The following is a 22,145-nucleotide window of genomic DNA, read 5'->3' as shown; positions in this document are numbered from 1 at the left end:
CCGGAAGTACGCTCATGAGACGCTATCTTGCCGTCCTCGCCGTACTGTGCCTGGCCCCTTCGACCCTCCGGGCGGAGGAGCGCTGGATGACTGTCCTGCTGGATGGCCGGAAAGTGGGGAGCCTGCGGATCGACCGCCAGATCCAGGGCGATCGCGTGGTCACCTCGCAGGTGCTGGATTTCCGGCTGACGCGGGCGCGCACGCCGCTGGCCTTGCGCACCGAACTGCGCTCCACGGAATCGGAGAGCGGAACGCCCCTCGCCTTCTACGCCAGTACCCGGATGTCGACCCAGGAGAACCTGGCGACCGGTGAAGCGCGTGACGACGGTACGTTCCAGGTGGCGAATACCGTTGGCGGGCAATCGAAGGTCAACCTGCTCATCTGGCCGACCGGGGCGACGCTCGCCGAAGGCCAGCGCCTCACCATGGCGGCCCATGGCTTCAAGCCGGGCACGTCGTATCGCCTGCGCAACTTCGACTCGATCAGGCAGCAGGTGGCGAATGTCGACGTAGAGGTCATCGGCGACGAAGTCGTCATCATGCCGGACGAGACCCGGCGGACCCTCCATCACCTGCGCCAGTCGATCGCGGGCGCAGCGAGCGATCGCAGTGTCGACATCTGGGTCGACGACAACGGTTTCATCCATCGCAGCCTCGCTCCGCTTCTGGGTTTCCGCCTGGAAATGGCGGCCTGCGACATCGCCTGCGCACAGGCGCCCGACCAGGACATCGACCTGCTGCGCGCCGCGATGATCTCGGCGCCCCGCCCTATCGTCGCGGCGATGCGCGTGGCTCCCATCCGCTACACGATCACCGTGCGCGGGGCGATCCCGAATCCGTTCATCGACACCGACGAGCAGCGGGTGAAGCCATTGGGCGATGGGGTGTATATCGTCGACGTCGGGTTCGGCTCACGGCACGGCGACGAACCCGGCCCGCTGGCCGAGGACACGGCCGCCAATGCGTGGGTGCAATCGGACTCCAACGAAGTGCGCTCACTGGCCCAACGCGCCGCGGGCAATGCGACGACCGACCTGCAACGCATGCGCCGCCTACGCTCCTTCCTATCCGATTACATCAACGTCAAGGGACTTGACGTGGGCTACGCCTCGGCCCTCGAGACGATCGCGACGCGGCGCGGGGATTGCACCGAACACGCCGTCCTCCTCACCGCGATGGCGCGGGCCCTCGGCATTCCCGCACGTGTGGTGACCGGCGTCGTCTATGCCGATCGCATGGGCGGCGCCAGCCGCGTATTCGTTCCCCACGCGTGGGCGCAGGCATGGATCGACAATCGCTGGATCAGCTTCGATTCGGCGCAGCGCCGCTTCGATTCGAGCCATATCGCCCTGGGCACCGGCAACGGCGAACCCTGGCGTTTCTTCGCCGCGATGAACGCGTTGGGCAAGATCAGAATCGACCGCGCCATGCCGGGCGCGGCGCTTCTCGACCTGCCCCCACCGAGCAACGCAAGCGGTCCGGTGGCAGGCGGGCGCGGAGCTCCATGACGCAAGACACCTTGATTTTGATATCACATTGATATCATATGATCCCACCATTCCAGGGGTCATTCCGTCATGAACGAACGTCCCGCCTCCTCCCTGCCCGGGATCCCGGCCGCCCTCGTATTGATCGTCATCGTCCTGCTGACGGGCATGGGGGTGTTGTCGCAGGTGACGCCCGGGGGCAACCCGGCGGTCGCGGGTGCCGTTGTCCTGATACCGATCTTCGCCTTCCTCGCCAAGGGTTTTTTCCAGGTCCAGCCGAATCAGGGCCAGGTGATGCAACTCTTCGGCAAGTACGCCGGCACGGAACGGCGCGAGGGCCTGCGCTGGACCAACCCGTTCTATTCCCGCCGCCCGGTGAGCCTGCGCGTGCGCAATTTCGAGAGCAGCCGGCTGAAGGTCAACGACAACGACGGCAACCCGATCGAGATCGCGGCGATCGTCGTATGGCAGGTGGTGGATACGGCCGAAGCGGTGTTCTGCGTCGATGACTACGAGAACTTCGTGCAGATCCAGAGCGAATCGGCGCTGCGGCAGATGGCGCAGAGCTATGCCTACGATGCCCACGACGATTCGAAGCCCTCCTTGCGCAGCCACGGCGATGAGATCAACAACCACTTGCGCCAGGAGGTGGAGGCGCGCCTCACGAAGGCGGGCGTCCAGGTGATCGAGTCCCGGATCAGCCACCTCGCCTACGCGCAGGAGATCGCGCAGGCGATGCTCCAACGCCAGCAAGCGAGCGCCATCGTCGCCGCCCGCGAGCGCATCGTGGAAGGCGCCGTGGGCATGGTGGCCATGGCACTCGACCAGCTTCGGGCACAAGGTGTCGTGGAACTGGACGAGGAGCGCAAGGCGGCGATGGTCTCCAACCTGCTCGTCGTCCTCTGCGGCGACCGCTCGACACAACCGGTGGTCAACGCCGGTTCGCTATACAACTGAACGTATGGTGGCGACGGTAAGCAAACGTGTCGCACTAAAGTCCGGGGGCGCACGATGAGCGAGAAGAAAGCTTATCCGTTGCGTGTGAGCGCCACTGTCCTGCAGGCCATGCAGGCGTGGTCCGAGGACGAGTTGCGCTCGCTCAACGCGCAGATCGAGTACGTGCTGCGCGACGCGCTGCGACGCGCGGGACGTCTCAAGCCGACGAAGGTCCAGCCGGTGGACGATCCCGAGGATTGACGCGACCGCGTTGACGGAGCGAAACGCTCATGGCGACCCAGCCGGCGATGAAGGCCACGCCGCCGATCGGGGTGATCGCGCCGACCACACGCGGCGCACCGAGCGCCAGGGCGTAGAGACTTCCCGAGAACAACACGATACCCACGGCGAACAAGCCCACCGCGGCGGCGCGTGCCTTTCCTTCGGGCAGGCACGCTGCCGCGACGAGCAAGGCCAGTGCGTGCCAGAAGTGGTATTCCACGCCGGTATGCCAGGTGGCTAGCGCCGATGCATCCAGGACGCCACGCAACGCATGCGCGCCGAAGGCGCCCAGGGCCACGGCGGACGCGCCCGCCAGGCCGGCGAGCAGTGCGGCGGCCGTACTGACATGTTGTCGCATGAGCGGGGGTTTCCTTGGCGGGCGTGCCTGTTCGCCGGCACGGGTGGCGTATCCTGCGCGGGATATCTCGCGGAGTGTCGCATGAAGCCGTCCACCTGCCGCCGGTTCGTCCTGGCCCTGATCGCCTTGCTCGCCCTGGCCGCGCTCAGCGCATGCCAACGGGAGCCGCAGCCCGAATGGCGTCTTACCGACGTATCGGGCCATCTTCCGGACCTCGATTTCAAGCTGACCGACGATAACGGCAAGAGTGTCACCGGCGCGGACTACAAGGGCAAGGTGGTGCTCATGTATTTCGGCTACACGCACTGTCCCGATGTCTGTCCGCTGACGTTGACCCAGTTGCACGTGGTGCTCGACCGCCTCGGCGCGCCGGCGGACAAGGTGCGCATCCTGTTCGTCAGCGTGGATCCCAAGCGCGACACGCCGGCGATCATGCACGACTACGTGAACGCCTTCGACAAGCGCGCCGTGGGGCTGGTCGGTTCCGATGGCGACGTGGAGGCGCTGGCGAAGCGTTACCGCTCGGCCTTCACCCGTGAGCCCGATCGCGCCGACGGGAACTACGAGGTCAGCCACAGTTCCGCCATCTACCTGTTCGACGCCGAAGGCAAGGCGCGCCTGCTGGCCACGCCGTCCGCCTCGCAGGACGACATCGTTCACGACCTTCACCTGCTTACATCGATGGAGACCCGCCCATGAGGTACCGCTCGCTCGCAGTCGCCCTGTTCCTGCTTGCCGGAACCGCCGGCACCTCGCACGCCGCGGATACCGCCGGCGTGCAGGTGACCGGGGGTTGGTTGCGTGTCCTGCCGGGCAGCCTGCCCGCCGGTGGTTATGTCACCTTCGATAACACCACGGATCGCGCACTGACGATCGTCGGCGCGGAAAGCCCGGACTACGCCGAGGCGATGATCCACCGCAGCAGCACCGAAGGCGGCATGGGCCGGATGGAGATGGTCGATACCGTGGCGCTACCGCCGAAGGCCAAGCTCACGTTCGCTCCCGGCGGATACCACGTGATGCTGATGCAGGCCAAGCATCCGGTGAAACCGGGCGAGAAGGTGACGATCACGTTCAAGCTGTCGGACGGCGGGACGATCCCGGCGACACTGATCGCGCGACCGGCGAACGCCAGCGGCCCGACGGACTGATAAAGCCAGTCTGTGGAGGCTGGCCCACTTCCGTGGGGCAAGCTTCTGTGGAGGACTAACCCACTTCCGTGGAGCAAGCTCTTGTGGGAGCCGCTTCAGCGGCGATGGGTGCTTGCCTCAACCCGGCCCGCTGGCGCGGGATCGCCACTGAAGCGGCTCCCCCACAAACGGGGGGCTCGTCCCGACATCACTTGACCAGGAACTCCGCCGGCACGTCATGCGCGCCGATCTCCTCTCGGTAGAGCTGGTCGACCTCGGCCGCGTCGGGGCCGTCGCGCAGCCAGGTTTCGAGGCGGTCGATCGCGGAGGCCTCGCCGTACACGACCACCTCCACGCTGCCGTCGACAAGATTGCGCGCATAGCCGGTGAGGTCCAGCGCCATCGCCTGCTCGCGCGCCGACGCGCGAAAAAACACGCCTTGCACCTTTCCCCTGACGACGAATCGCGCGGCTTTCATGTCACGACCCCTTGGCGATGGCCTCGTTGAGCTTTTCCGCCGTGACCGGGCCCACGAAACGCTGGGCGACATGGCCATCCGGCGCGATCAGGTAGGTGGTGGGCAAGCCCTTGGGCGAATCGAAATCCTTCGGTGGCGCGGTGACGTCGACCTGCGCGATGGGATACACGACGGGGTGCTTGCGCAGGAAGGCGGAGATATCGCTGGCCTCGGTATCCTCGAACGCGAGGCCGATCGCGGAGACGTCCTTGCGGCTCTTCACGAAGTTGGAGATGTCTGGCATTTCCTTGATGCAGGGGACGCACCAGGTGGCCCAGTAATTGACCACCACCCACTTGCCTCGCTGCGCGGCAAGGTCGAACGGCTTGCCATCGAGCGTGGTGACCTTGAGTTCGGGTTTGGCTGCCGTGGCGGCGATCGCCGGCGTGACGATGGCAAGGGCCGCGATGGCAAGCAGGCGAGGGATCATGCGGGGGTGTCCTCGGTGGGGGCGGGGATGGGCGTGGGTGGGAACAACTGGTCGAGGCGCGCACCAAGCGTGGCGCCGAGTGCCTCGGCCAGATTATCCAACAGGCCGAGCAGCTCCGGCGGCAGCTGGATGCCCAGGCGTTCCACCTGTTCACGCGGGCGCAAGGGAAGGCGGTACTGCGTGCAACGGTACAAACGCAGCAATTCGGTGGAGTCGAGGCTGCGGCTGAGCAGCCAGCCGCCGGCCTCCCCGCGCTGGATCATGTCGGCCCGCTGCAGGTCGTCGAAATAACATGCGATCGCGCTCGTCGGAAGATACGGCTCGCGCAGGCGGATCGTGGCGGGATCCACGCTCTCGCCCGAACGCTGCGCATCGACGAAATGCTGCAACACGACGAGCAGGCCGATGAATTCGGCTCCTTCCGGCAAGGCCTCATGGGGTACGGTGTATTCGAACGCGGAGATGGACGCCGCGATGGAGGCGCCGAGGATCACGATGATCCACGACAGGTAGATCCACAGCAGGAAGATCGGGATCGCCGCGAGCGCACCGTAGATTTCTTCGTAGTTGGGCGAGTTGCGAATGAACTCCGTGAACCCCCAGCGTGCGAACTCGAACAGGATCGCGCCCAGCATCGCGCCGATGGCCGCATGCCGCCACGACACGCGACGGTTCGGCACCATCGTGTACATGAGCACGAGCGTGACGAAGGTGATCACGAACGGAAGCAGGTTGAGCAGGCGGCTCTGCGTCGCGATCTGGTCGGCTGCCTCATGCAGCATCGGGAGCGCGGTGATATACGACGACAAGGCCAGCCCACCGACGACCAGGATCGGACCGAGGGTCAGCGCCGCCCAGTACAACAGCAGGCGCGAGGCCCACCCACGCGGCTTGCGCACGCGCCATATCCGATTGAGACGGTCTTCGATGCTGATCATCATCGAAACGGCGCTGAACAGCATCACCAGGATCGAGATGCCGGTCAGCTGGCTGGCCTTGTCGGCGAAGGCCAGCATGTATTCCTGCACCTTCATGCCGGTGGCCGGCACGAAATTCTGGAACGCGTAGTTCGCCAACGAGCCGCGCCATTCCGCGAACACGGGGAAGGCCGAGAGGATGGCGAAGATCGCCACCGTGAGCGGCACCAAGGACACCAGGGTGGTGTACGAGAGCGCACCGGCGGTCTCGAAGCACTTGTCGTCGACGAAGCGCAGCCAGGTGAAGCGCGAGAAACTCAACGCGCGGTCGCGATCGATGCGCAGTGGCATGTCCATCCTCATCCAGTCCCAAACGATTGGGAACGCGTGGCAGTTCTGCGAGACTAGCGCCTTCGCAAAGGCGGCCATCCATGTCCCACGACGTCCTCGTACTCTACTACAGCCGTAGCGGCCACACGGCCCAGCTCGCCCGTTTCGTCGCCCGTGGGGTCGAGGAAGTGCCAGGCATGCGGGCGCGTCTTCGCCAGGTACCACCCGTGGCGCCGGTCACCGAAACGGCGATGCCACCGGAACCCGAGGAAGGCGCCCCCTACGTGACACGCGCGGACCTGGTCGAATGCGTGGCCCTGGCGATGGGAAGCCCCACGCGCTTCGGCAACATGGCCGCCCCGCTGAAGCATTTCATCGATACCACCGGTGCGGAATGGGCCTCGGGCGCCCTCTCCGGCAAGCCGGCGGCGCTGTTCACCTCGACCAGCACGATGCACGGCGGCCAGGAAGCCACCCTGCTGTCGATGGCGCTGCCGCTGCTTCATCACGGCATGCTCATCGTCGGCATTCCCTATACCGAGCCGGCATTGAGCAGCACGACGACCGGGGGCACGCCATACGGGGCGAGCCATGTCTCCGGCAGCCGCGGCGACAACGGCATCAGCGAGCACGAACGCGAACTCGCGCGTGCGCTGGGCAAGCGCCTCGCCGACGTCGCCCGGCGCCTGGGCACGCCCGCGTGAGCCAGGCCTCAAGTACCACGCAGAAGGCCGGGCTTGCGGCGTGGGCGGCCCTCCTGGCCTTGCAGCTGCTCTGGTACACCCTGTATCCGCCGGTATCGATCCCGACGTGGGTGGCGTTCGCGCTCACCGTGCCTCCCTTGCTGCTGCCGCTGCTCTCGCTGCCCAACGTGACCCGCGCCCTTCTCTGGGTCGGCATCCTCGCCCTGTTCTATTTCTGCCACGGTGTCTCCGAGGCATGGAGCTCCACGGCGGACCGCTGGCTGGCGGTCGTGGAGATCGTGCTTACCCTGCTGCTTATCGGCACGCTCGGCGTGGGTGTCCGCCGCCGGCGCTGATCCCCGCGCGGCGCATGTTGCGCAGCGTATCGACGGACGGACGAGGCCGGCGCAGGCTAGGCATCGAATCCGACGACGATGAGGACGCCACGATGGGTTTTGTGCAGGAAGCGCCGCGGCTGGCGCATCCCTTCCGCGACGACCGCGTACTCAACGCATGGCTGGGCCATACGCTGCCCGCCGACCGCCTGGCGCCGGTGCGCCCGGACCTGGAGGCGCTGGCCGATTACGCCGTCATGGCCTGGGATCGTCGTGGACGCACGCCACGTGGGGAACCCATCCTCACCCAGTGGGATGCGTGGGGCTCCCGCGTCGATCGCATCGCCCTGACGCCCGCCTGGGAGGAAGGCCCCGGCCTGACGACGAAACATGCGGTACTGGCCGCGGGGCACGAACCGTCGCGCTGGGCACGCGTCGAGGAATTCGCGCGCGTCTACCTCTATCACGTGGCCAGCGAATTCTATTGCTGCCCGCTGGCGATGACGGATGGCGCGGCGACGGCATTGCGCGCCTCGGGTAACGCACGCCTGATCGAGCGCGCGCTGCCACATTTCCTCAGCCGCGATCCGGCCAACTTCTGGCTGTCGGGCCAATGGATGACGGAAACGCCCGGCGGCTCCGATGTCGGTCGTACCGAAACCACGGCCCGGCAGGACGCCGACGGTCAGTGGCGCCTGTATGGCCGCAAGTGGTTCAGTTCGGCCGTCGTCGGCGAGGCGGCGCTCGCGCTGGCGCGTCCGGAAGGGGCGGCCACGGGCACGGCGGCGCTGGCGCTCTTCTACGTCGAGACCAAGGACGAACACGGTGCATGGCGTGGCATCACCATCGACCGGCTCAAGAAGAAGCTCGGCACCCATGAACTGCCCACCGCCGAGATCCACCTCGACGGCCTGCCCGCGACACCCGTCGGCCCGCTGGACCATGGCGTTCGCCAGATCGCCCCGATGCTCAACGTCACGCGCACCTGGAACGCCGTGTGCGCGGTGGCGAGCATGGCCAGGGCGATCGCCCTCGCTCGCGACTACGCCCTGCGGCGCAGTGCCTTCGGTCACCGCCTCATCGACCATCCCCTGCATGCGCGGACGCTCGCCGATATGCAGGCGGAATACGAAGCCGCCTTCTCCCTCACCTTCCACGTTGCGGAGCTGCTGGGCCGCACGGAACAGGGCGAAGGCGAGGCCCAGGATGCGGCCCTGCTGCGGCTGCTGACGCCCCTGGCGAAACTGTGGACCGCGAAGGTCTCGATCCGCGTGGTGTCCGAGGCCCTGGAATGCTTCGGCGGCGCGGGCTACATCGAGGACACCGGCCTTCCACAACTGCTGCGGGACGCCCAGGTATATGCGATCTGGGAAGGCACCACGAACGTGCTCTCGCTGGACATGCTGCGTGCGCTGGCCAGCGGCCTCGAACCGCTCAGGCAGGCCATTGGCGCGCTGGTGCCGGAGGGGGCGCCGGAGCGCGGGGCCATCGTGGCCACGATCGACGCGACGGAAGCCTTGCTGGGCGATATCGCGGCGGATCGCGCCGCACTCGAGGCCTCCGCACGCGGGATCGCCTTTACCCTCGCGCGTACGATGGCCGCCGCGCTCCTCCTGCGATCGGCGGCCTGGGCGGCCACCTCGGGCGATTCACGGCCTGCCGCCGCTGCCCGGCGGTTCATCGCGCACGGCCTGGACCGGCTGGCGCTACCGGCAAACGACCAGGACATGGCCCTTGCCTCGGACGCGCTGGCGACAAGCCTTCATCGCTGAGGCGGCTCATCCGGGACATGCGATGTAGAATGCCCGCTCCGCTCCACCCCGCTTCCCAGGTCAATCATGCAGCAGCTCACCATCGTCACCACCGGCGGCACCATCGACAAGGTGTATTTCGACGACAAGTCGGACTACCAGATCGGCTCGCCGCAAATCGGCGAGATCCTCCACCAGTTGGGCGTCGCGTTCCGGTTCGACGTGATCCCCATCCTGCGCAAGGACAGCCTGCATGTGACCGACGAGGATCGCGCCCTGATCCGCAGCACGATCGAGGCACAGCCGCATCGTCATGTGCTGGTGACGCACGGTACCGACACGATGGTCGAGACAGCCCGCGTGCTGGCCGGCATTCCCGGCAAGGTCATCGTACTCACCGGCGCGCTCAACCCAGCGCGCTTCCAGGGATCCGACGCGGTGTTCAACATCGGTTGCGCCGTGGGTGCGGTACAGACACTGGCCGACGGCGTCTACATCGCCATGAACGGCCGCGTGTGGGATCCGGCCACGGTCCGCAAGAACCGTGACGCGAATCGTTTCGAAGCCGTCTGAGGCCGGGACACGCTCAACGCCGCGCGCGATCCTCGACCACCGCGTCGACGGTCGCACCGGCATCCATCAGGCCCGCTCCGCAACCCTTCGGGCAAGCTCCCGGCAAAGGCCGCGCATTATCGACCAGCTGCCGCGTCACGTCGTCGACACCGATGGCGGGATCGGCCGAACGCATCAGCGCGACGAGCGCCGCCACCTGCGGTGCCGCCATCGAGGTGCCTGCGTGATACGCGAAGATGGGGCGCTCTCGACCGCGCTTGCCCGCATCGATCGTGGACACGATGTCGTCTGCCCCACGCTCGCGCAAGCTGCCACCGGGTGCGGAGAGCGTGACGCGTTCACCGTGATTGGAGTACCACGCCATCGAGCCGTCACGCGCCAGGCCCGCGACCGTGACCACGCCCGGGCAGTTCGCGGGCACGTTGGTCGAGGCCTTCGCCTGATCGTTGCCTGCGGCGGCGACCACCACCGTGCCGCGCCCACGTGCCTGTTCGATGGCCCGTGCGATGGCGATACCGCAGGCGCCCGGCCCGCCGAGACTCAGGTTGATCGCATCGGCACGATGTTCGAGCGGCGGCACGCCCGGCACCGTGCCGCCGCTGGCCCAGACGACCGCATCGGCAACATCCGAAAGCCGCCCACCGCAATGACCGAGCACGCGCACAGGTAACAGCTTCGCCTCGGGCGCGAGCCCCACGATGCCTGGCCGGTTGCCGGAACGCGCCACGACGAGGCCGGCCACATGCGATCCGTGCCACGACGACGAGGCGACGCGCGGCGAACCACAGTCGCCGGCGTCCCTCCAGTCACCTTCGTCGGCGGGATTCGCATCGCGGCCGTCACCGTCGCGCGCGGCGGCGGCGTCGCTCACGAAATCGTAGCCAGGCAGCAACTGGCCATCGAACTCGGGATGCGGGGTAATGCCTGTGTCGAGCACCGCCACCACCGCTCCCGTCCCGCGCGTGTAGCGCCACGCCACTTCCGCGTCCACGCCGACTTTGGGATCGTGCATGTACCACTGCCGCTTCCATAGCGGGTCGACGACGGCCGTGGCGGTGAGGACGAGGTCCTCCTCGACGGCGGCGACGCCCGGCAAACCGGCAAGCCGGGACACGTCGCCGCCGTGTACCTCGAAGAGTTCGCCGCCCGCCGCCAGCGAACGTACATGACGTGGCACATCGAGCCGCGCGGTGCCGGTCATCGAACGGGGCATGCGCGCGGCACGCGCCGATTCCGCGTCGACAAAATGAACGATGTAACGAGCCTCGTCCGCACGGACGCGCGGAGGGAAAGCGAACAGGATGAAAGCGGCGAGGAGAGCCAATCGCATGGGGGACGTTCCTTCGATGGCGCAGCAAAGCTGCGGAGGTCGAACGAACGTAAGGCCGCGACGATGGAGGTCCTATCCGACCCTGCCCACGGGAACACGTAGGAAAAACGACCGCAAACGAAAGAGGCCCGGGCGCTACCGCCCGGGCCTCGTCGAACGCACGTCGATGTCGTCGCTTACGGCGTCCAGGTCGCCTTTAGGGAGACGCCGGAGAACGTGGTATAGCCACGAACCTTGACGTAGTAGGTGCCGGCCTGCGGTGCCGCGAACGTGCAGGTCTCGTTGTTGCCGTTGAGGTACGGACGGCAGTTGTAGCTCGAGGTCGTCGGCGCGGAGCCGAACTTCACGTAGAGATCCGCATCACCCGTGCCGCCGCTGGTGACGATGGAAAGGTTCGACGCACCGGCCGCGATGACGACCGTGTAGCTGAGCTCCGTGCCCGAGCTTCCGGCCAGGCCGGTCTTGGCCACGCCGTTCTGCAACTGCGTGCCGCCGCCACCGGTGGAGCAGGTCACGCCCACCGCCGTGAACGCCGCGGCGACATCGGTCGCCGAATAACCCAGGTCGGTCGCCGAGCTCGCCACGCCGCACGCGCCACTGTTGAAGGTGGAGCTGGCGGTCCAGTAGAGGGCATTGGCGCGTGCGAAGGCCTTGAACGCCTTGACCGTATCCCAGCCGCTGGTTTTGGCCAGTACGCAGAACGCCTTGTTATACACACCCGAGGAGTAATGGACGTCCAGGCCACTGTAGTAATCGGCCGCGTTGTCGATCGAACCACCGTCCTGGGTCGGGTTGCACATGTAGCGCAACGCGTCGCCGATGCCGGCGCTGGTCTTGACGATGTCCGAACCGACCAGGAAGTCGTTGCTGCCGCGATCGTAGTATTCCGCCGCTTCACCCGCGATGTCCGAATAGGCTTCGTTCATGCCGCCGGACTGGCCGCTGTAGGCGAGGTTCGAGTGCTGTTCCGTGTAGCCGTGGCTGATCTCGTGCGAGGTGACGTCGAGCGCGACCAGCGGATAGAACGTGCTGGCGCCGTCGCCGAACGTCATCGAGCTGCCGTCCCAGAACGCGTTCTCGTAGTTGTTGCCGTAGTGCACCTTCATGATCAGCACCTGGTTCAACGGTGCCGCGCCGGTGTAGGCGGTATACATGTCATGAACCACGCCACCGAAGTGATGGGCATCGTTGATCGGTCCGTAGGCGCCGTTCACCGCATCGCCGCTGGAGTTGAAGCAGGTGAAGCTCCACAACGTACCGCTGCCGGAGGTCGCCTTCTTCATGTTGTACGACTTCACGTAGGAATTCTGCGCCGTACAGGTGGTTCCGGACTGCGTCACGCGCAGCGCGGGCAAGCCGTTCGCTCCCCATGTGTACTGGCCGACCTTCTGGTTGCCGCCCGGCCCGGTCGCGTCCACCTCGGCGTTGGTGAGGCCTTCCCACTGTTCGATCACCTGCCCGGTGTTGGCATCGATGATCGCGGTCGGGCGCGTGGGATGATCGCCGCCGACGAAGAACGAGGTCAGGTACACGAGGCGCGCCGGAGCGCCGTCCACCGGATACACGTAGAGGTCGGCCTTGGCGTTTTCAGGCTTGACCGCCGCCGCGCCCAGCGTGCGCGCCTGCTTCGTCAGCAAGGCGATCGCGCTGGCCTGGTCGATCTTCGGCGTCACCGAGGTGAGGTCGACCTGCAGGTCCGTGGCCACGACGCCGTTGGCGACCAGCGCATTGCCCTGGGCATCCTGCTCCACGGCGATGCTGCGGCCATAAACCGGCACGCCCTTGAACGTCTGCTGCATGCGTACGGTCTGGGTTCCCTTCACCGTCGGCAGCGCATTCCTGGCCACGAACGAGTTGTCCGCGGAAAGGCCGAGCTTTGTCGCCAACTGATTGGCGGGGACGGCTCCGAGATTCTGCGCACGCAGCGTCTGCTCGGTACCGGCCGTGGCCACCGAGGTAGCCGCGATGGCCAGCGAAGCGACCAGCAATTTCAAGCGAAAATGACTTGCCATTACGTTCCTCCTCCGGGAACGGGCCGCACGAAGCCATTGCGGCCGTGGGGACCACATTCCGAACGATATGAATTCGCGCCGCAGCGCGATGCCCGTTTTGTTCCGACTTGGCGGCCTCCCCGCCGCAAGTCACGGTCAACCTAGCGCAAGATCTCGCGGTCGACTACCTAGGGATTTCCCTAGGCCGAAGGAAAATGCGACGCGGGTGGCGTCAGAGCATGCCGGTTTCGAGCTTCGCCGCATCCGACATCATCGAATGGTTCCAGGGCGGATCGAAGACGAGGTCGACATCCGCCTCGATCACCGTCGGGATGAGTTCGAGCTTGGTGCGCACATCGTCAACGAGGATGTCGCCCATGCCGCAACCGGGCGCGGTCAGGGTCATCTTCACGTAGGCGCGGCGGGCACCCTCCTGCGTGGTCTCGAGGGTCACGTCGTAGACGAGTCCGAGCTCGACCACGTTGATGGGGATTTCGGGGTCGAAGCAGGTGCGTAGTTGCTGCCAGACCAGTTTCTCGACGTCCTCGTCGGACGCGTCGTCGTCCAGTTCGATGGCCTTCGGCGGTTCCTTGCCCAGTGCATCGGCATCGTTTCCCGCGATCCGGAACAGGTTGCCTTCCACGTACACGGTGAAACTGCCACCCAGGGCCTGGGTGATGTAGCCGATCTGCCCGGCCGGAAGCGTCACCGTCTCGCCCTGCGGGACCATGACCGCCTGGCAGTCACGCTCGAGGGTGAAGGGCTCGCTGCTGAGGCTGAAACCGCTCATTGCTGTCCTGTGAAGGCCGCGCCGCGGCCGCAAAGTTATCGATTATGCGCCCGCCGCGGGCCGGCGGTAAGCGTCTACGGGCTCTAAGGTCGGGGCTGCGGCCTACGCCCTCAAGAGCACCGCGCCGTCCCGCCCGCTATCATGGCCGCTTTGCCCGATCCAGGATCCCATGCGCGACCTGACCGATACCCATGCCGACTGAGCGCATTCATCTTCCCGGCTTCCTTTTCGGCGCCCTATGTGCCGTCATGTTCGGCTTCGCCGTGGGCGCCGTCTGGATGGTGCCGTCGATGATGTTCGGCCGCGCCCTGCCCGCCCTGGTGCTGCCGGCCGGCTGGATACTAGGCGTGGTGGTGCGCCGCTGGTTGCGTTTCCGCGGTGCCGCGGGTGCGCTGCTGGCCGCCGTGGCCACCTTGATCGCCGCCGCCTACACGGCTTGCCTGGTGGCTGCCGCGACTATTTCGGGAATGATGGGCGTGGGTATGGCCCAGGCCATGAGCGATGCCGGGCCGGCCATGCTGATCGACCTGGCCCGCCTGGCCCAGGGTCCGGGTGACATCGTCCTGGCCCTGGCGGGCGCGGTACTGGCGGCCCTTGTCGCCTGGCCCCTGCGTGCTCGCGGCCGTCGCACCTATTGACTTCATAAGCCGTAAATCCCTTGCCCCGGAAGATATTGCGCGAAACAAGCAGTCAACCGGCGGTCGCCGACCGCGTTAACCGGAGTAGATCAGGCCGTATGGAGCACGAGGATGCGAAGACCGACGACGCGGGGAAGGCCGTGAACGCCTCTATCGCGATCGACAGCGCATCGCTCGACGGCCTGCGCGACGTGCCCGCGAGCATGGATGCCTTCCTCGCATCCATCGAGCGCCGCGCCTGGCGCATGGCCGAGATTCACCTAGGCAACCGCGAGGACGCGCTGGATGCGGTGCAGGACGCCATGTTGCGGCTGGTCCGCCATTACGGCGAGAAGCCCGCGGAGGAATGGACCCCGTTGTTCTGGGGCATCCTGCGCAGGCGCATCGTCGACCTGCAACGTCGGCGCAAGGTGCGCTCGATCGTGGTGGGCTGGCTGGGTGGCGGCAAGGACGACGACGGCGACGAACTGCCGAGCTGGGAACCGGCCGACGACAGCCCCGATCCATCGGCCCGGTTGCAGGATTCCCAGGCCTACGCGGATATCGTGGCGGCCCTGCGCAACCTGCCCCGGCGTCAGCGCGAAGCCTTCATGCTTCGCATCATGGAAGGCCTGGACGTGGCCGAAACGGCGGCAGCCATGGGTTGCTCCGACGGCAGTGTGAAGACCCATCTTTCGCGCGCGATGCATGCGCTGCGCGACCAACTGGAGGCATGGCGATGAGCCAGCACGATCGGGAACTGGAACGCCGCGCCAGGGACCTGTACCTGCGCGCCAGCCGCGACGTGGACCCGGCGGTGGCCGGCCGCCTGCGCGCCGCCCGCCGCAACGCGCTGGCCCAGCCACACGAGTCGGCGGTTCGCCGCCTGTTGCTGCCGGCGGGGGCGTTCGCGGTGCTCGCCCTGGCCACGTTGATGGTCTGGCAGCCTGGCGTGACGCCATCGGCGCCGCCCGTTGCCAGCCAGGCGGCGGATACGGATCCGAACGACCTGCCGCCGGATGCCGATGTCGCCGATCCGGCCTTGTACAAGGACCTCCAGTTCTATAGCTGGCTGGCCTACAACGACACCCCGTCCTCGTCCCGCAAGTGACTCCCATGCGCCGCGTTTCGCTCGTCCTCGCCATGTTTCTCGCACTGACGGCCCCCGTGGCCGCATCGGCGCAGGATCGTCCGCCGCCCCCGCCTCCGGGCGAGGGGGAGCCGCTCCCGCCACCGCGTCCCTGGAGCGCGCTGTCAGCCGACGAGAAAGACATCCTCTCGCCGCTTGCCGGTGAATGGGACGGTTTTCCACCCCAGCGCCAGTCGAGGATGCTCGACAAGGCGCAGCGCTGGCGCGGCCTGCCGCCGGAGCGCCGCGCCGAAATCCGCGAGCGCATAGAGCGGTGGCAACACATGACACCCGAGGAGCGTGCCGAAGCGCGCAGGAACCGGCAGAAGTTTCAGGACCTCACGCCCGAGCAGCGCGCGAAGTTGCACGATGCCTTCGAGCGCTTCCGTAACCTCTCGCCGGAACAGCGCCGCCAGCTGATGGACAAGTGGCGGCAACAGTCGCCGGAACAGCAGCGCGAAGCGATCGACCACCTGGGACCGAACGATGCGTTGCCCCCGCCACCGCCACCGCCCGATGGGCACAGGCCGCCTCCGGATGGCCCCAGGCCTCCTCCCGGCGACTGACGGCGGGGCCGTTGACCGTGGCTGCCGCCCCTTTGACTGTGGCTGTCCCTTCCACGGTGGCAGCCCCCTAAGGTGGGAGCCGACCCTGTCGGCGATGGGTGCTTGCCGTAACTTGGCCCGCTGCCGCGGGATCGCCGACAAAGTCGGCTCCCACCAAGGTGTCGGCTCCCACCATGGTGCCTGGCCATTTCCCACCAAGGCGCTTGGCACCGTCCCACCCAGGTAAACTAGGGCGATGACCCAGACCGCCCTGGCTTTCCTCGACACCCGCCGCTCCGTGCCTTCGCGCCAGCTCGGCGAACCGGCTCCCGACGACACCACGCTGCGCCGCCTGCTCGAGGCCGCCATCCGCGTGCCCGACCACGGCAAGCTCGAGCCCTTCCGCATACGCATCCTGCGCGGCGAGGCAAAACGGGCCTTCGGGCGCAAGCTGGCGAAGCGCGCCGTCGAGGCAAACCCTGACCTGTCAGAAGCGAAGCGCGAGAAGGAACAGCGCCGTTACGAACACGCGCCGCTGGTGCTGGTCGTTTCGGCCAGGATCGACGAAGAAAGCAAGGTTCCCGAGCTCGAACAGGACCTCGCCGCCGGCTGTGTCGCCTACAACATCCTGCTCGGCGCGCAGGCCCTGGGCTACGGCGCGCAGTGGCTCACCGGCTGGGCCGCCTACGACCGCGACGTGGCGAAACTGCTCGGCATGAAGAAGAACGAACACGTCATCGGGTTCATCCACGTCGGCACGCCCGCCATGGAGGCCCCCGAGCGCGATCGCCCCGCCTACGACGACATCGTGAGCACGTGGGAACCGTGAGCGGCGATTCACTCGTCCACCTGGTCGACGGCAGCCTCTACGTCTTCCGCGCCTGGCATTCGATGCCCGACGAATTCCACGACCACGAGGGTGAGCCGGTCAACGCGGTGCACGGCTTCGCCCGGTTCCTGTGCGAGTTGCTCGAGCGCAGCCGCGCGGAACACATCGCGGTGGCGTTCGACGCGTCGCTCACCACCTCGTTCCGCAATGCGATCTATCCCGCCTACAAGGCGAATCGCGACCTGCCGCCGCCCCAGCTCGTGCGCCAGTTCGCGTTGTGCCGCGAGATCGCCGCGGCGCTCGGCCTCACCGTGCTCAACGATCACCAGTACGAGGCCGACGACCTCATCGGCAGCGCCTTATGGGGGCTGCGCTCGCACGGGTTCCGCGGCGTGATCGTTTCGGCGGACAAGGATTTCGGCCAGTTGCTCGGTGAGTTCGACGAGCAATGGGATTTCGCGAAGAACGTTCGTTGGGGCGCTGCCGGTGTCTTCGAACGCATGGGCGTGCATCCGCACCAGGTCGCCGACTATCTCGCGTTGTGTGGCGATGCCGTGGACAACATCCCCGGCGTTCCGGGGATCGGCGCCAAGACCGCCGCCGCGCTGCTCGGCCACTTCGGCAGCCTCGACGCCATCCTGGAGCGCATCGACGAAGTGCCCTACCTGCGCATCCGTGGCGCCGCGGCCTGCGCCGTCCGCCTGCGCGAGCACGCCGACCAAGCGCTGCTATGCCGCCGACTGACGCGCATCGCACTGGATATCGCGGTGGCCGATACGGCCGACGCGCTCAGCCGGCGCGCCGGCGACGCTTCCGCCGTCGACGACCTCTGCGAACGCATCCGCTTCGGCCCGTTGACGCGCACGAGGCTGCGCGCGCTGATCTGATCCCCCGACGTCACACGGGCACGATACTCTTGTGCGGATACTTCGCCGTCCCCTCAAGGAGCCCACCCATGCCGACCGGTCCCCTGCCTCACGCCTCGCCCGTGCCCGAAGACGCCGCCGCGCCCGAGGAAACGCTGTACCAGGGCAAATGGCTGACCATGAAGAAGCGCGGGCGCTGGGAATACGCCGTGCGCAACAACGCCGGTGGCGCGGTGATCATCCTCGCGGTGACACCGGACGACAAGGTCGTCTTCGTGGAGCAATACCGCGTGTCCATCCTCGCGAACACCATCGAGATGCCGGCCGGCCTGGTCGGTGACATCGCCGGCGCGGAGGACGAAGACGTCCTGATCGCGGCCCGGCGTGAACTCGAGGAAGAAACCGGCTATCGCTGCGGCCACCTCGAGTTCGTACACGAAGGGCCCTCGTCGGCCGGCATGAGCACCGAGATGATCGCCTTCGTGCGGGCATGGGACCTGGTGCGCGTCGGTGCGGGCGGCGGCGACGAGACCGAGAACATCATCGTCCACGAGGTTCCGCGCGCCGAGGCCGGCAAATGGCTGTTCGACCGCGCCAAGGAAGGGTTCTCCATCGACGCCAAGCTGTTCGCCGGGCTCTGGTTCATCGACCATCCCGAGGCGCACATGCGTTGATGTCAATTCTTGTCCTGCCGGGCTCCCACGGGTAGCCTTCCCTCTGCCTTGTCCGGCGTCGCCCATGTCCGTCCGTTTCGCCCATCTCCACCTGCACAGCGAGTATTCGCTGGTCGATTCGACCATCCGCATCAAGCAGTTGGTCGCCGCTTGCGTGCGTGCGGGGATGCCGGCGGTCGCACTGACCGACGAGAACAACCTGTTCGGCCTGGTGAAGTTCTACAAGCAGTGCACCGCGGCTGGCATCAAGCCGATCGCCGGCTGCGATATCTGGGTGTCCAGCCCCGACGACCCGCGCCCCTGGCGCCTCACCCTGCTCTGCCAGGACCGCGACGGTTACCTCAACCTGTCGCGACTGGTCTCCCGCGCCTGGCGCGAAGGCCAGGGTACGGGCCGCGCGCTGGTCGACGCCGCCTGGATGCACCCGGAGAGCGTGCGTGGCCTGATCGCCGTCGCCGGGCGCGAAAGCGAAGTGGCGCGGGTCGCACTCGGCGCGGGCCTGACCGCGGCGGGCCCGCGCCTCGAGTCGCTGCGTCGCCTTTTTCCCGACCGCCTCTACCTGGAGCTCACCCGCACCGGCCGGGAGAACGAGGAACACTGGGTACGCGCGGCCATGGCGCTGGCCGGCGAGTACGAATTGCCGGTCATCGCCAGCAACGACGTGCGCTTCCTGGAGCGGGACGGTTTCGAAGCGCACGAAGCGCGCACCTGCATCAACCAGGGCCGCGTCCTTGCCGATCCGAAGCGTCCGCGCGACTACAGCGAAGAGCAGTACTTCAAGTCGCCCGAGGAGATGGAGGCGCTGTTCGCCGACATTCCCGAAGCGCTCGAGAACACCGTCGAACTGGTGAAGCGTTGCAACCTGGAACTGAGCTTCGGCACGTATTACCTGCCGAACTTCCCGGTGCCCGAAGGCCATACCCTCGACACGTACATCCGCGAACAGGCGCAGCTGGGACTCGACGAGCGCCTGCGCAACCACCCGTTGGCACCGGGGAAAACCCTGGAGGATTACCAGGCCCGCCTGGATCGCGAGGTCGACGTCATCATCCGGATGGGCTTTCCCGGCTACTTCCTGATCGTGGCGGACTTCATCAACTGGGGTAAGCAGAACGGCATCCCGGTGGGCCCGGGCCGCGGTTCCGGCGCGGGCTCGCTGGTGGCCTGGGTGCTGAAGATCACGGACCTGGACCCGCTCCAGTTCGAGCTGCTCTTCGAGCGATTCCTCAACCCGGAACGCGTGTCGATGCCCGACTTCGACATCGACTTCTGCATGGATCGCCGCGACGAGGTGATCGACTACGTGTCGCGCAAGTACGGACGCGACCACGTCAGCCAGATCATCACCTACGGCTCGATGGCCGCGAAGGCCGTGCTGCGCGACTCCGGCCGCGTGCTCGGCATGGGTTATGGCCAGGTCGACCGGCTCGCCAAGCTGATCCCCAACCGCCCCCTCGACCTCACCCTCGGCGACGCGCTCGGTCGCACGGAAAAATCGAAAAAAGAACCCGACCGCATCGTCAAGGAATTCTGCGACGTCTACGAGCAGGAAGAGGAGCCTCGCCAGCTCATCGACCTCGCCCTGAGCCTCGAGGGGCTCACCCGCAACGCGGGCAAGCACGCCGGCGGCGTGGTCATCGCGCCGACACCGCTGACCGACTTCGCGCCGTTGTACTGCGAAGCCAGCGGCGACGGCGTCGTCACGCAATACGACAAGGACGACGTCGAAGCCGTCGGCCTCGTGAAATTCGACTTCCTCGGCCTGCGCACGCTCACGATCATCGACTGGGCCGTGAAGGCGATCAACACGCGCCGGGAACGGGAAGGCATCGAGCCCCTGGTGATCGAAGCGCTCCCGCTGGACGATCCCAAGGTTTACGACCTGCTGAAGAAGGCACAGACCGTCGCCGTCTTCCAGCTCGAATCGCGCGGCATGCAGGGCATGCTCAAGGACGCGCAGGCCGACCGCTTCGAGGACATCATCGCGCTGGTGGCGCTGTACCGGCCCGGTCCGATGGACCTCATTCCCAGCTTCTGCGCCCGCAAGCATGGCCGCGAGCCGGTGGAATACCCGGATCCGCGCGTCGAGCCCATCCTGAAAGAGACCTACGGCATCATGGTCTACCAGGAGCAGGTGATGCAGATGGCGCAGATCGTCGGCGGTTACACGCTCGGCGGCGCCGACCTGCTACGCCGTGCGATGGGCAAGAAGAAAGCCGAGGAGATGGTCAAGCACCGCGCGACGTTCCGCGAAGGTGCCGCCAAGGACGGGATCGACGGCGAGAAAGCCGATGCGATCTTCGACCTCATGGAAAAGTTCGCCGGCTACGGCTTCAACAAGTCGCACGCGGCCGCCTACGCGCTGGTCTCTTACCAGACCGCCTGGCTGAAGGCGCATTATCCCGCCGAGTTCATGGCCGCGACGATCTCGTCGGACATGGACAACACCGAGAAGGTCGTCACCTTCCTCGAGGAAACCCGCGCGATCGGCATCACGGTGCTGCCGCCGGACGTGAACGCATCCGCCTGGATGTTCGAAGCGGTGGAACCGCGCGTGGTCCGCTACGGACTGGGCGCGATCAAGGGCGTGGGCCAGGGCATCTGCGAAGAGATCGTCGCCGAGCGCAAGGCGAAGGGGCCGTTCCGCGGCCTGGTCGATTTCTGCCAGCGCGTCGGCTCCAACAAGCTCAACAAGCGCACGATGGAAGCCCTGGTGCAATCCGGCGCGCTCGACGCCCTGGGCGAAAACCGCGCGACGCTCCTGACGCACATTCCCGAAGCGATGCGCGCGGCCGACCAGGAGGCGAAAAACCGCGCGTCCGGCCAGGTCGACATCTTCGGTAACGCCTTCGGTGCCGCCGAGGCGCCCAGTCTCATCGAATTGTCGGGGGCAGTGCCCGAGTGGCCCCTCGAGCAATTGCTGCAGGGCGAGCACGACACGCTCGGTCATTATCTCTCCGGCCATCCCACCGATCCGTGGAAGGCGGAACTGGCGCAGCTTTCCAGTTGCCCGATCGGCGAGATCCCGCAGCGTTACCAACCGCCCAAGCCACGGCGCAACGACGATGACGACAACGCCAGCCGTTTCCGCCGCGGACCGGAAACCCCCTGGACGGTTGCCGGTATGGTCGTGGGCATGCGCAAGCGCGGCGACAGCGACGCTTTCGTGCAGATCGAGGATGCGACCGGCCTGCTGGAAACCAGCTTCTTCCGTGAAGTATTCACCGACGCGGCGCCCTTGCTGACGCGAGGCAACCTCATCGTGGTGGAAGGTGGCCTGCGCATCGACGATTTCGCCGGCGGTTACCAGCTACGCGCCCGCAAGGCTTACTCGCTCGCCGATGCGATGGAGCACTTCGGCCGTCTGCTCACGTTGAAACTCAATGGTGTCGGCCCGGACTTCGCCCAGCACCTGCGCCAGGCGCTCATGGGCTATCGCGGCGGACGCACGCCGTTGCTGCTCGCCGGCTATCGAAACGCCGTGGGCCAGGCGAGCTTCGAACTGGGCGACGCGTGGCGCGTGCGCGCCCTGCCCGATCTCATGCGTACGCTGCGCACGTTGCCGGGCGTACTCGGCACCGAATTACGCCTGGTACGTCCGGCTGACTGAAACGTGGCCCGGGCGAATCCCGCCCGGGCCACGAT

24 protein-coding genes are annotated in these 22,145 nt (G+C 66.8%); 17 read left to right on the top strand and 7 right to left on the bottom strand.

Translation table 11 applies throughout. From position 1 onward, the window contains the following. Positions 1–14: 14 nt before the first annotated feature. From J2T07_RS11630 to J2T07_RS11620, 3 genes are all read left to right on the top strand, one after another. Positions 15–1,508: a transglutaminase-like domain-containing protein gene (locus tag J2T07_RS11630; RefSeq protein ID WP_306850159.1), complete on the top strand. Its 1,494-nt coding sequence runs from the start codon at positions 15–17 to the stop codon at positions 1,506–1,508. Positions 1,509–1,577: 69 nt separating this feature from the next. Then, the gene (locus tag J2T07_RS11625; RefSeq protein ID WP_306850157.1) at positions 1,578–2,444 is read left to right on the top strand and encodes an SPFH domain-containing protein; all 867 of its coding nucleotides are present in this window, start codon (positions 1,578–1,580) and stop codon (positions 2,442–2,444) included. Positions 2,445–2,498: 54 nt separating this feature from the next. Further along, complete coding sequence (locus J2T07_RS11620; RefSeq protein WP_306850155.1) at positions 2,499–2,684, top strand: Arc family DNA binding domain-containing protein; 186 nt, start codon at positions 2,499–2,501, stop codon at positions 2,682–2,684. On the opposite strand, the gene J2T07_RS11615 is transcribed toward J2T07_RS11620, so the two are convergent. After that, positions 2,641–3,063, bottom strand: a complete 423-nt coding sequence (locus J2T07_RS11615) for a DUF423 domain-containing protein (RefSeq protein ID WP_306850153.1) — start codon at positions 3,061–3,063, stop codon at positions 2,641–2,643. The genes J2T07_RS11620 and J2T07_RS11615 overlap by 44 nt on opposite strands. Positions 3,064–3,144: 81 nt before the next feature. Here J2T07_RS11615 and J2T07_RS11610 point away from each other — a divergent pair, with 81 nt between their 5' ends. Both J2T07_RS11610 and J2T07_RS11605 read left to right on the top strand, forming a co-directional pair. Beyond that, complete coding sequence (locus J2T07_RS11610; RefSeq protein WP_306850151.1) at positions 3,145–3,762, top strand: SCO family protein; 618 nt, start codon at positions 3,145–3,147, stop codon at positions 3,760–3,762. Then, positions 3,759–4,214, top strand: a complete 456-nt coding sequence (locus J2T07_RS11605) for a copper chaperone PCu(A)C (protein ID WP_306850150.1) — start codon at positions 3,759–3,761, stop codon at positions 4,212–4,214. Before J2T07_RS11610 ends, J2T07_RS11605 begins: the two co-directional genes overlap by 4 nt. 187 nt (positions 4,215–4,401) lie before the next feature. Here the strand turns inward: J2T07_RS11605 and J2T07_RS11600 are convergent, their stop codons facing one another. From J2T07_RS11600 to J2T07_RS11590, 3 genes are read right to left on the bottom strand one after another with little or no spacing between them, the layout of a single operon-like run. Then, complete coding sequence (locus J2T07_RS11600; RefSeq protein WP_306850147.1) at positions 4,402–4,671, bottom strand: acylphosphatase; 270 nt, start codon at positions 4,669–4,671, stop codon at positions 4,402–4,404. 1 nt (position 4,672) lies between these two features. Then, on the bottom strand, positions 4,673–5,140 hold the full coding sequence (locus J2T07_RS11595) for a TlpA family protein disulfide reductase (RefSeq protein WP_306850146.1): 468 nt from the start codon (positions 5,138–5,140) through the stop codon (positions 4,673–4,675). After that, complete coding sequence (locus J2T07_RS11590; RefSeq protein ID WP_306850144.1) at positions 5,137–6,408, bottom strand: YihY family inner membrane protein; 1,272 nt, start codon at positions 6,406–6,408, stop codon at positions 5,137–5,139. The genes J2T07_RS11595 and J2T07_RS11590 overlap by 4 nt, the downstream gene beginning before the upstream one ends. An 80-nt stretch (positions 6,409–6,488) precedes the next feature. Here J2T07_RS11590 and wrbA point away from each other — a divergent pair, with 80 nt between their 5' ends. From wrbA to J2T07_RS11570, 4 genes are all read left to right on the top strand, one after another. Continuing rightward, a complete protein-coding gene (gene wrbA, locus J2T07_RS11585; protein WP_306850141.1) occupies positions 6,489–7,091 on the top strand; it encodes an NAD(P)H:quinone oxidoreductase in 603 nt (200 codons plus the stop codon). Beyond that, positions 7,088–7,426, top strand: coding sequence for a DUF2069 domain-containing protein (locus J2T07_RS11580; protein ID WP_306850139.1), 339 nt, complete (start codon positions 7,088–7,090; stop codon positions 7,424–7,426). The genes wrbA and J2T07_RS11580 overlap by 4 nt, the downstream gene beginning before the upstream one ends. 92 nt (positions 7,427–7,518) lie before the next feature. Next, positions 7,519–9,177, top strand: a complete 1,659-nt coding sequence (locus tag J2T07_RS11575; RefSeq protein ID WP_306850137.1) for an acyl-CoA dehydrogenase family protein — start codon at positions 7,519–7,521, stop codon at positions 9,175–9,177. Positions 9,178–9,243: 66 nt separating this feature from the next. Continuing rightward, on the top strand, positions 9,244–9,729 hold the full coding sequence (locus tag J2T07_RS11570) for an asparaginase domain-containing protein (protein ID WP_306850135.1): 486 nt from the start codon (positions 9,244–9,246) through the stop codon (positions 9,727–9,729). A gap of 13 nt (positions 9,730–9,742) precedes the next feature. Here J2T07_RS11570 and J2T07_RS11565 read toward each other — a convergent pair whose 3' ends face one another. The 3 genes from J2T07_RS11565 to sufT all read right to left on the bottom strand — a co-directional run bounded on the left by J2T07_RS11565 (position 9,743) and on the right by sufT (position 13,840). After that, complete coding sequence (locus tag J2T07_RS11565) at positions 9,743–11,059, bottom strand: S8 family peptidase (RefSeq protein ID WP_306850133.1); 1,317 nt, start codon at positions 11,057–11,059, stop codon at positions 9,743–9,745. Between the two features lie 176 nt (positions 11,060–11,235). Further along, positions 11,236–13,071, bottom strand: coding sequence for a M4 family metallopeptidase (locus J2T07_RS11560; protein ID WP_306850131.1), 1,836 nt, complete (start codon positions 13,069–13,071; stop codon positions 11,236–11,238). Positions 13,072–13,282: 211 nt separating this feature from the next. Continuing rightward, a complete protein-coding gene (gene sufT / locus J2T07_RS11555) occupies positions 13,283–13,840 on the bottom strand; it encodes a putative Fe-S cluster assembly protein SufT (protein ID WP_306850129.1) in 558 nt (185 codons plus the stop codon). A gap of 191 nt (positions 13,841–14,031) precedes the next feature. Here sufT and J2T07_RS11550 point away from each other — a divergent pair, with 191 nt between their 5' ends. From J2T07_RS11550 to dnaE, 8 genes are all read left to right on the top strand, one after another. Then, positions 14,032–14,478 carry a hypothetical protein gene (locus tag J2T07_RS11550; protein ID WP_306850127.1) on the top strand — a complete coding sequence of 149 codons (447 nt, stop codon included), beginning with the start codon at positions 14,032–14,034 and terminating at the stop codon, positions 14,476–14,478. 98 nt (positions 14,479–14,576) lie between these two features. Further along, on the top strand, positions 14,577–15,200 hold the full coding sequence (locus J2T07_RS11545; protein ID WP_306850125.1) for an RNA polymerase sigma factor: 624 nt from the start codon (positions 14,577–14,579) through the stop codon (positions 15,198–15,200). Further along, positions 15,197–15,568 carry a hypothetical protein gene (locus J2T07_RS11540; RefSeq protein ID WP_306850123.1) on the top strand — a complete coding sequence of 124 codons (372 nt, stop codon included), beginning with the start codon at positions 15,197–15,199 and terminating at the stop codon, positions 15,566–15,568. The genes J2T07_RS11545 and J2T07_RS11540 overlap by 4 nt, the downstream gene beginning before the upstream one ends. Positions 15,569–15,573: 5 nt before the next feature. After that, positions 15,574–16,152 carry a DUF3106 domain-containing protein gene (locus J2T07_RS11535; RefSeq protein WP_306850121.1) on the top strand — a complete coding sequence of 193 codons (579 nt, stop codon included), beginning with the start codon at positions 15,574–15,576 and terminating at the stop codon, positions 16,150–16,152. A 235-nt stretch (positions 16,153–16,387) separates the two neighbouring features. Next, a complete protein-coding gene (locus tag J2T07_RS11530) occupies positions 16,388–16,960 on the top strand; it encodes a nitroreductase family protein (RefSeq protein WP_306850119.1) in 573 nt (190 codons plus the stop codon). Positions 16,961–17,022: 62 nt separating this feature from the next. After that, on the top strand, positions 17,023–17,847 hold the full coding sequence (locus tag J2T07_RS11525; protein WP_430539359.1) for a 5'-3' exonuclease: 825 nt from the start codon (positions 17,023–17,025) through the stop codon (positions 17,845–17,847). A gap of 68 nt (positions 17,848–17,915) precedes the next feature. Beyond that, the gene (locus tag J2T07_RS11520; RefSeq protein WP_306850115.1) at positions 17,916–18,500 is read left to right on the top strand and encodes an NUDIX hydrolase; all 585 of its coding nucleotides are present in this window, start codon (positions 17,916–17,918) and stop codon (positions 18,498–18,500) included. Positions 18,501–18,564: 64 nt separating this feature from the next. Further along, complete coding sequence (dnaE, locus tag J2T07_RS11515; RefSeq protein WP_306850113.1) at positions 18,565–22,110, top strand: DNA polymerase III subunit alpha; 3,546 nt, start codon at positions 18,565–18,567, stop codon at positions 22,108–22,110. The last annotated feature ends 35 nt before the right edge of the window (positions 22,111–22,145 follow it).

The organism is Luteibacter jiangsuensis (assembly GCF_030812295.1).
In the GTDB taxonomy this organism is placed as follows: domain Bacteria; phylum Pseudomonadota; class Gammaproteobacteria; order Xanthomonadales; family Rhodanobacteraceae; genus Luteibacter; species Luteibacter jiangsuensis_A.
The sequence above is the reverse complement of the archived record's forward strand: the minus strand, read 5'-3'. Positions and strand labels throughout refer to the sequence as shown.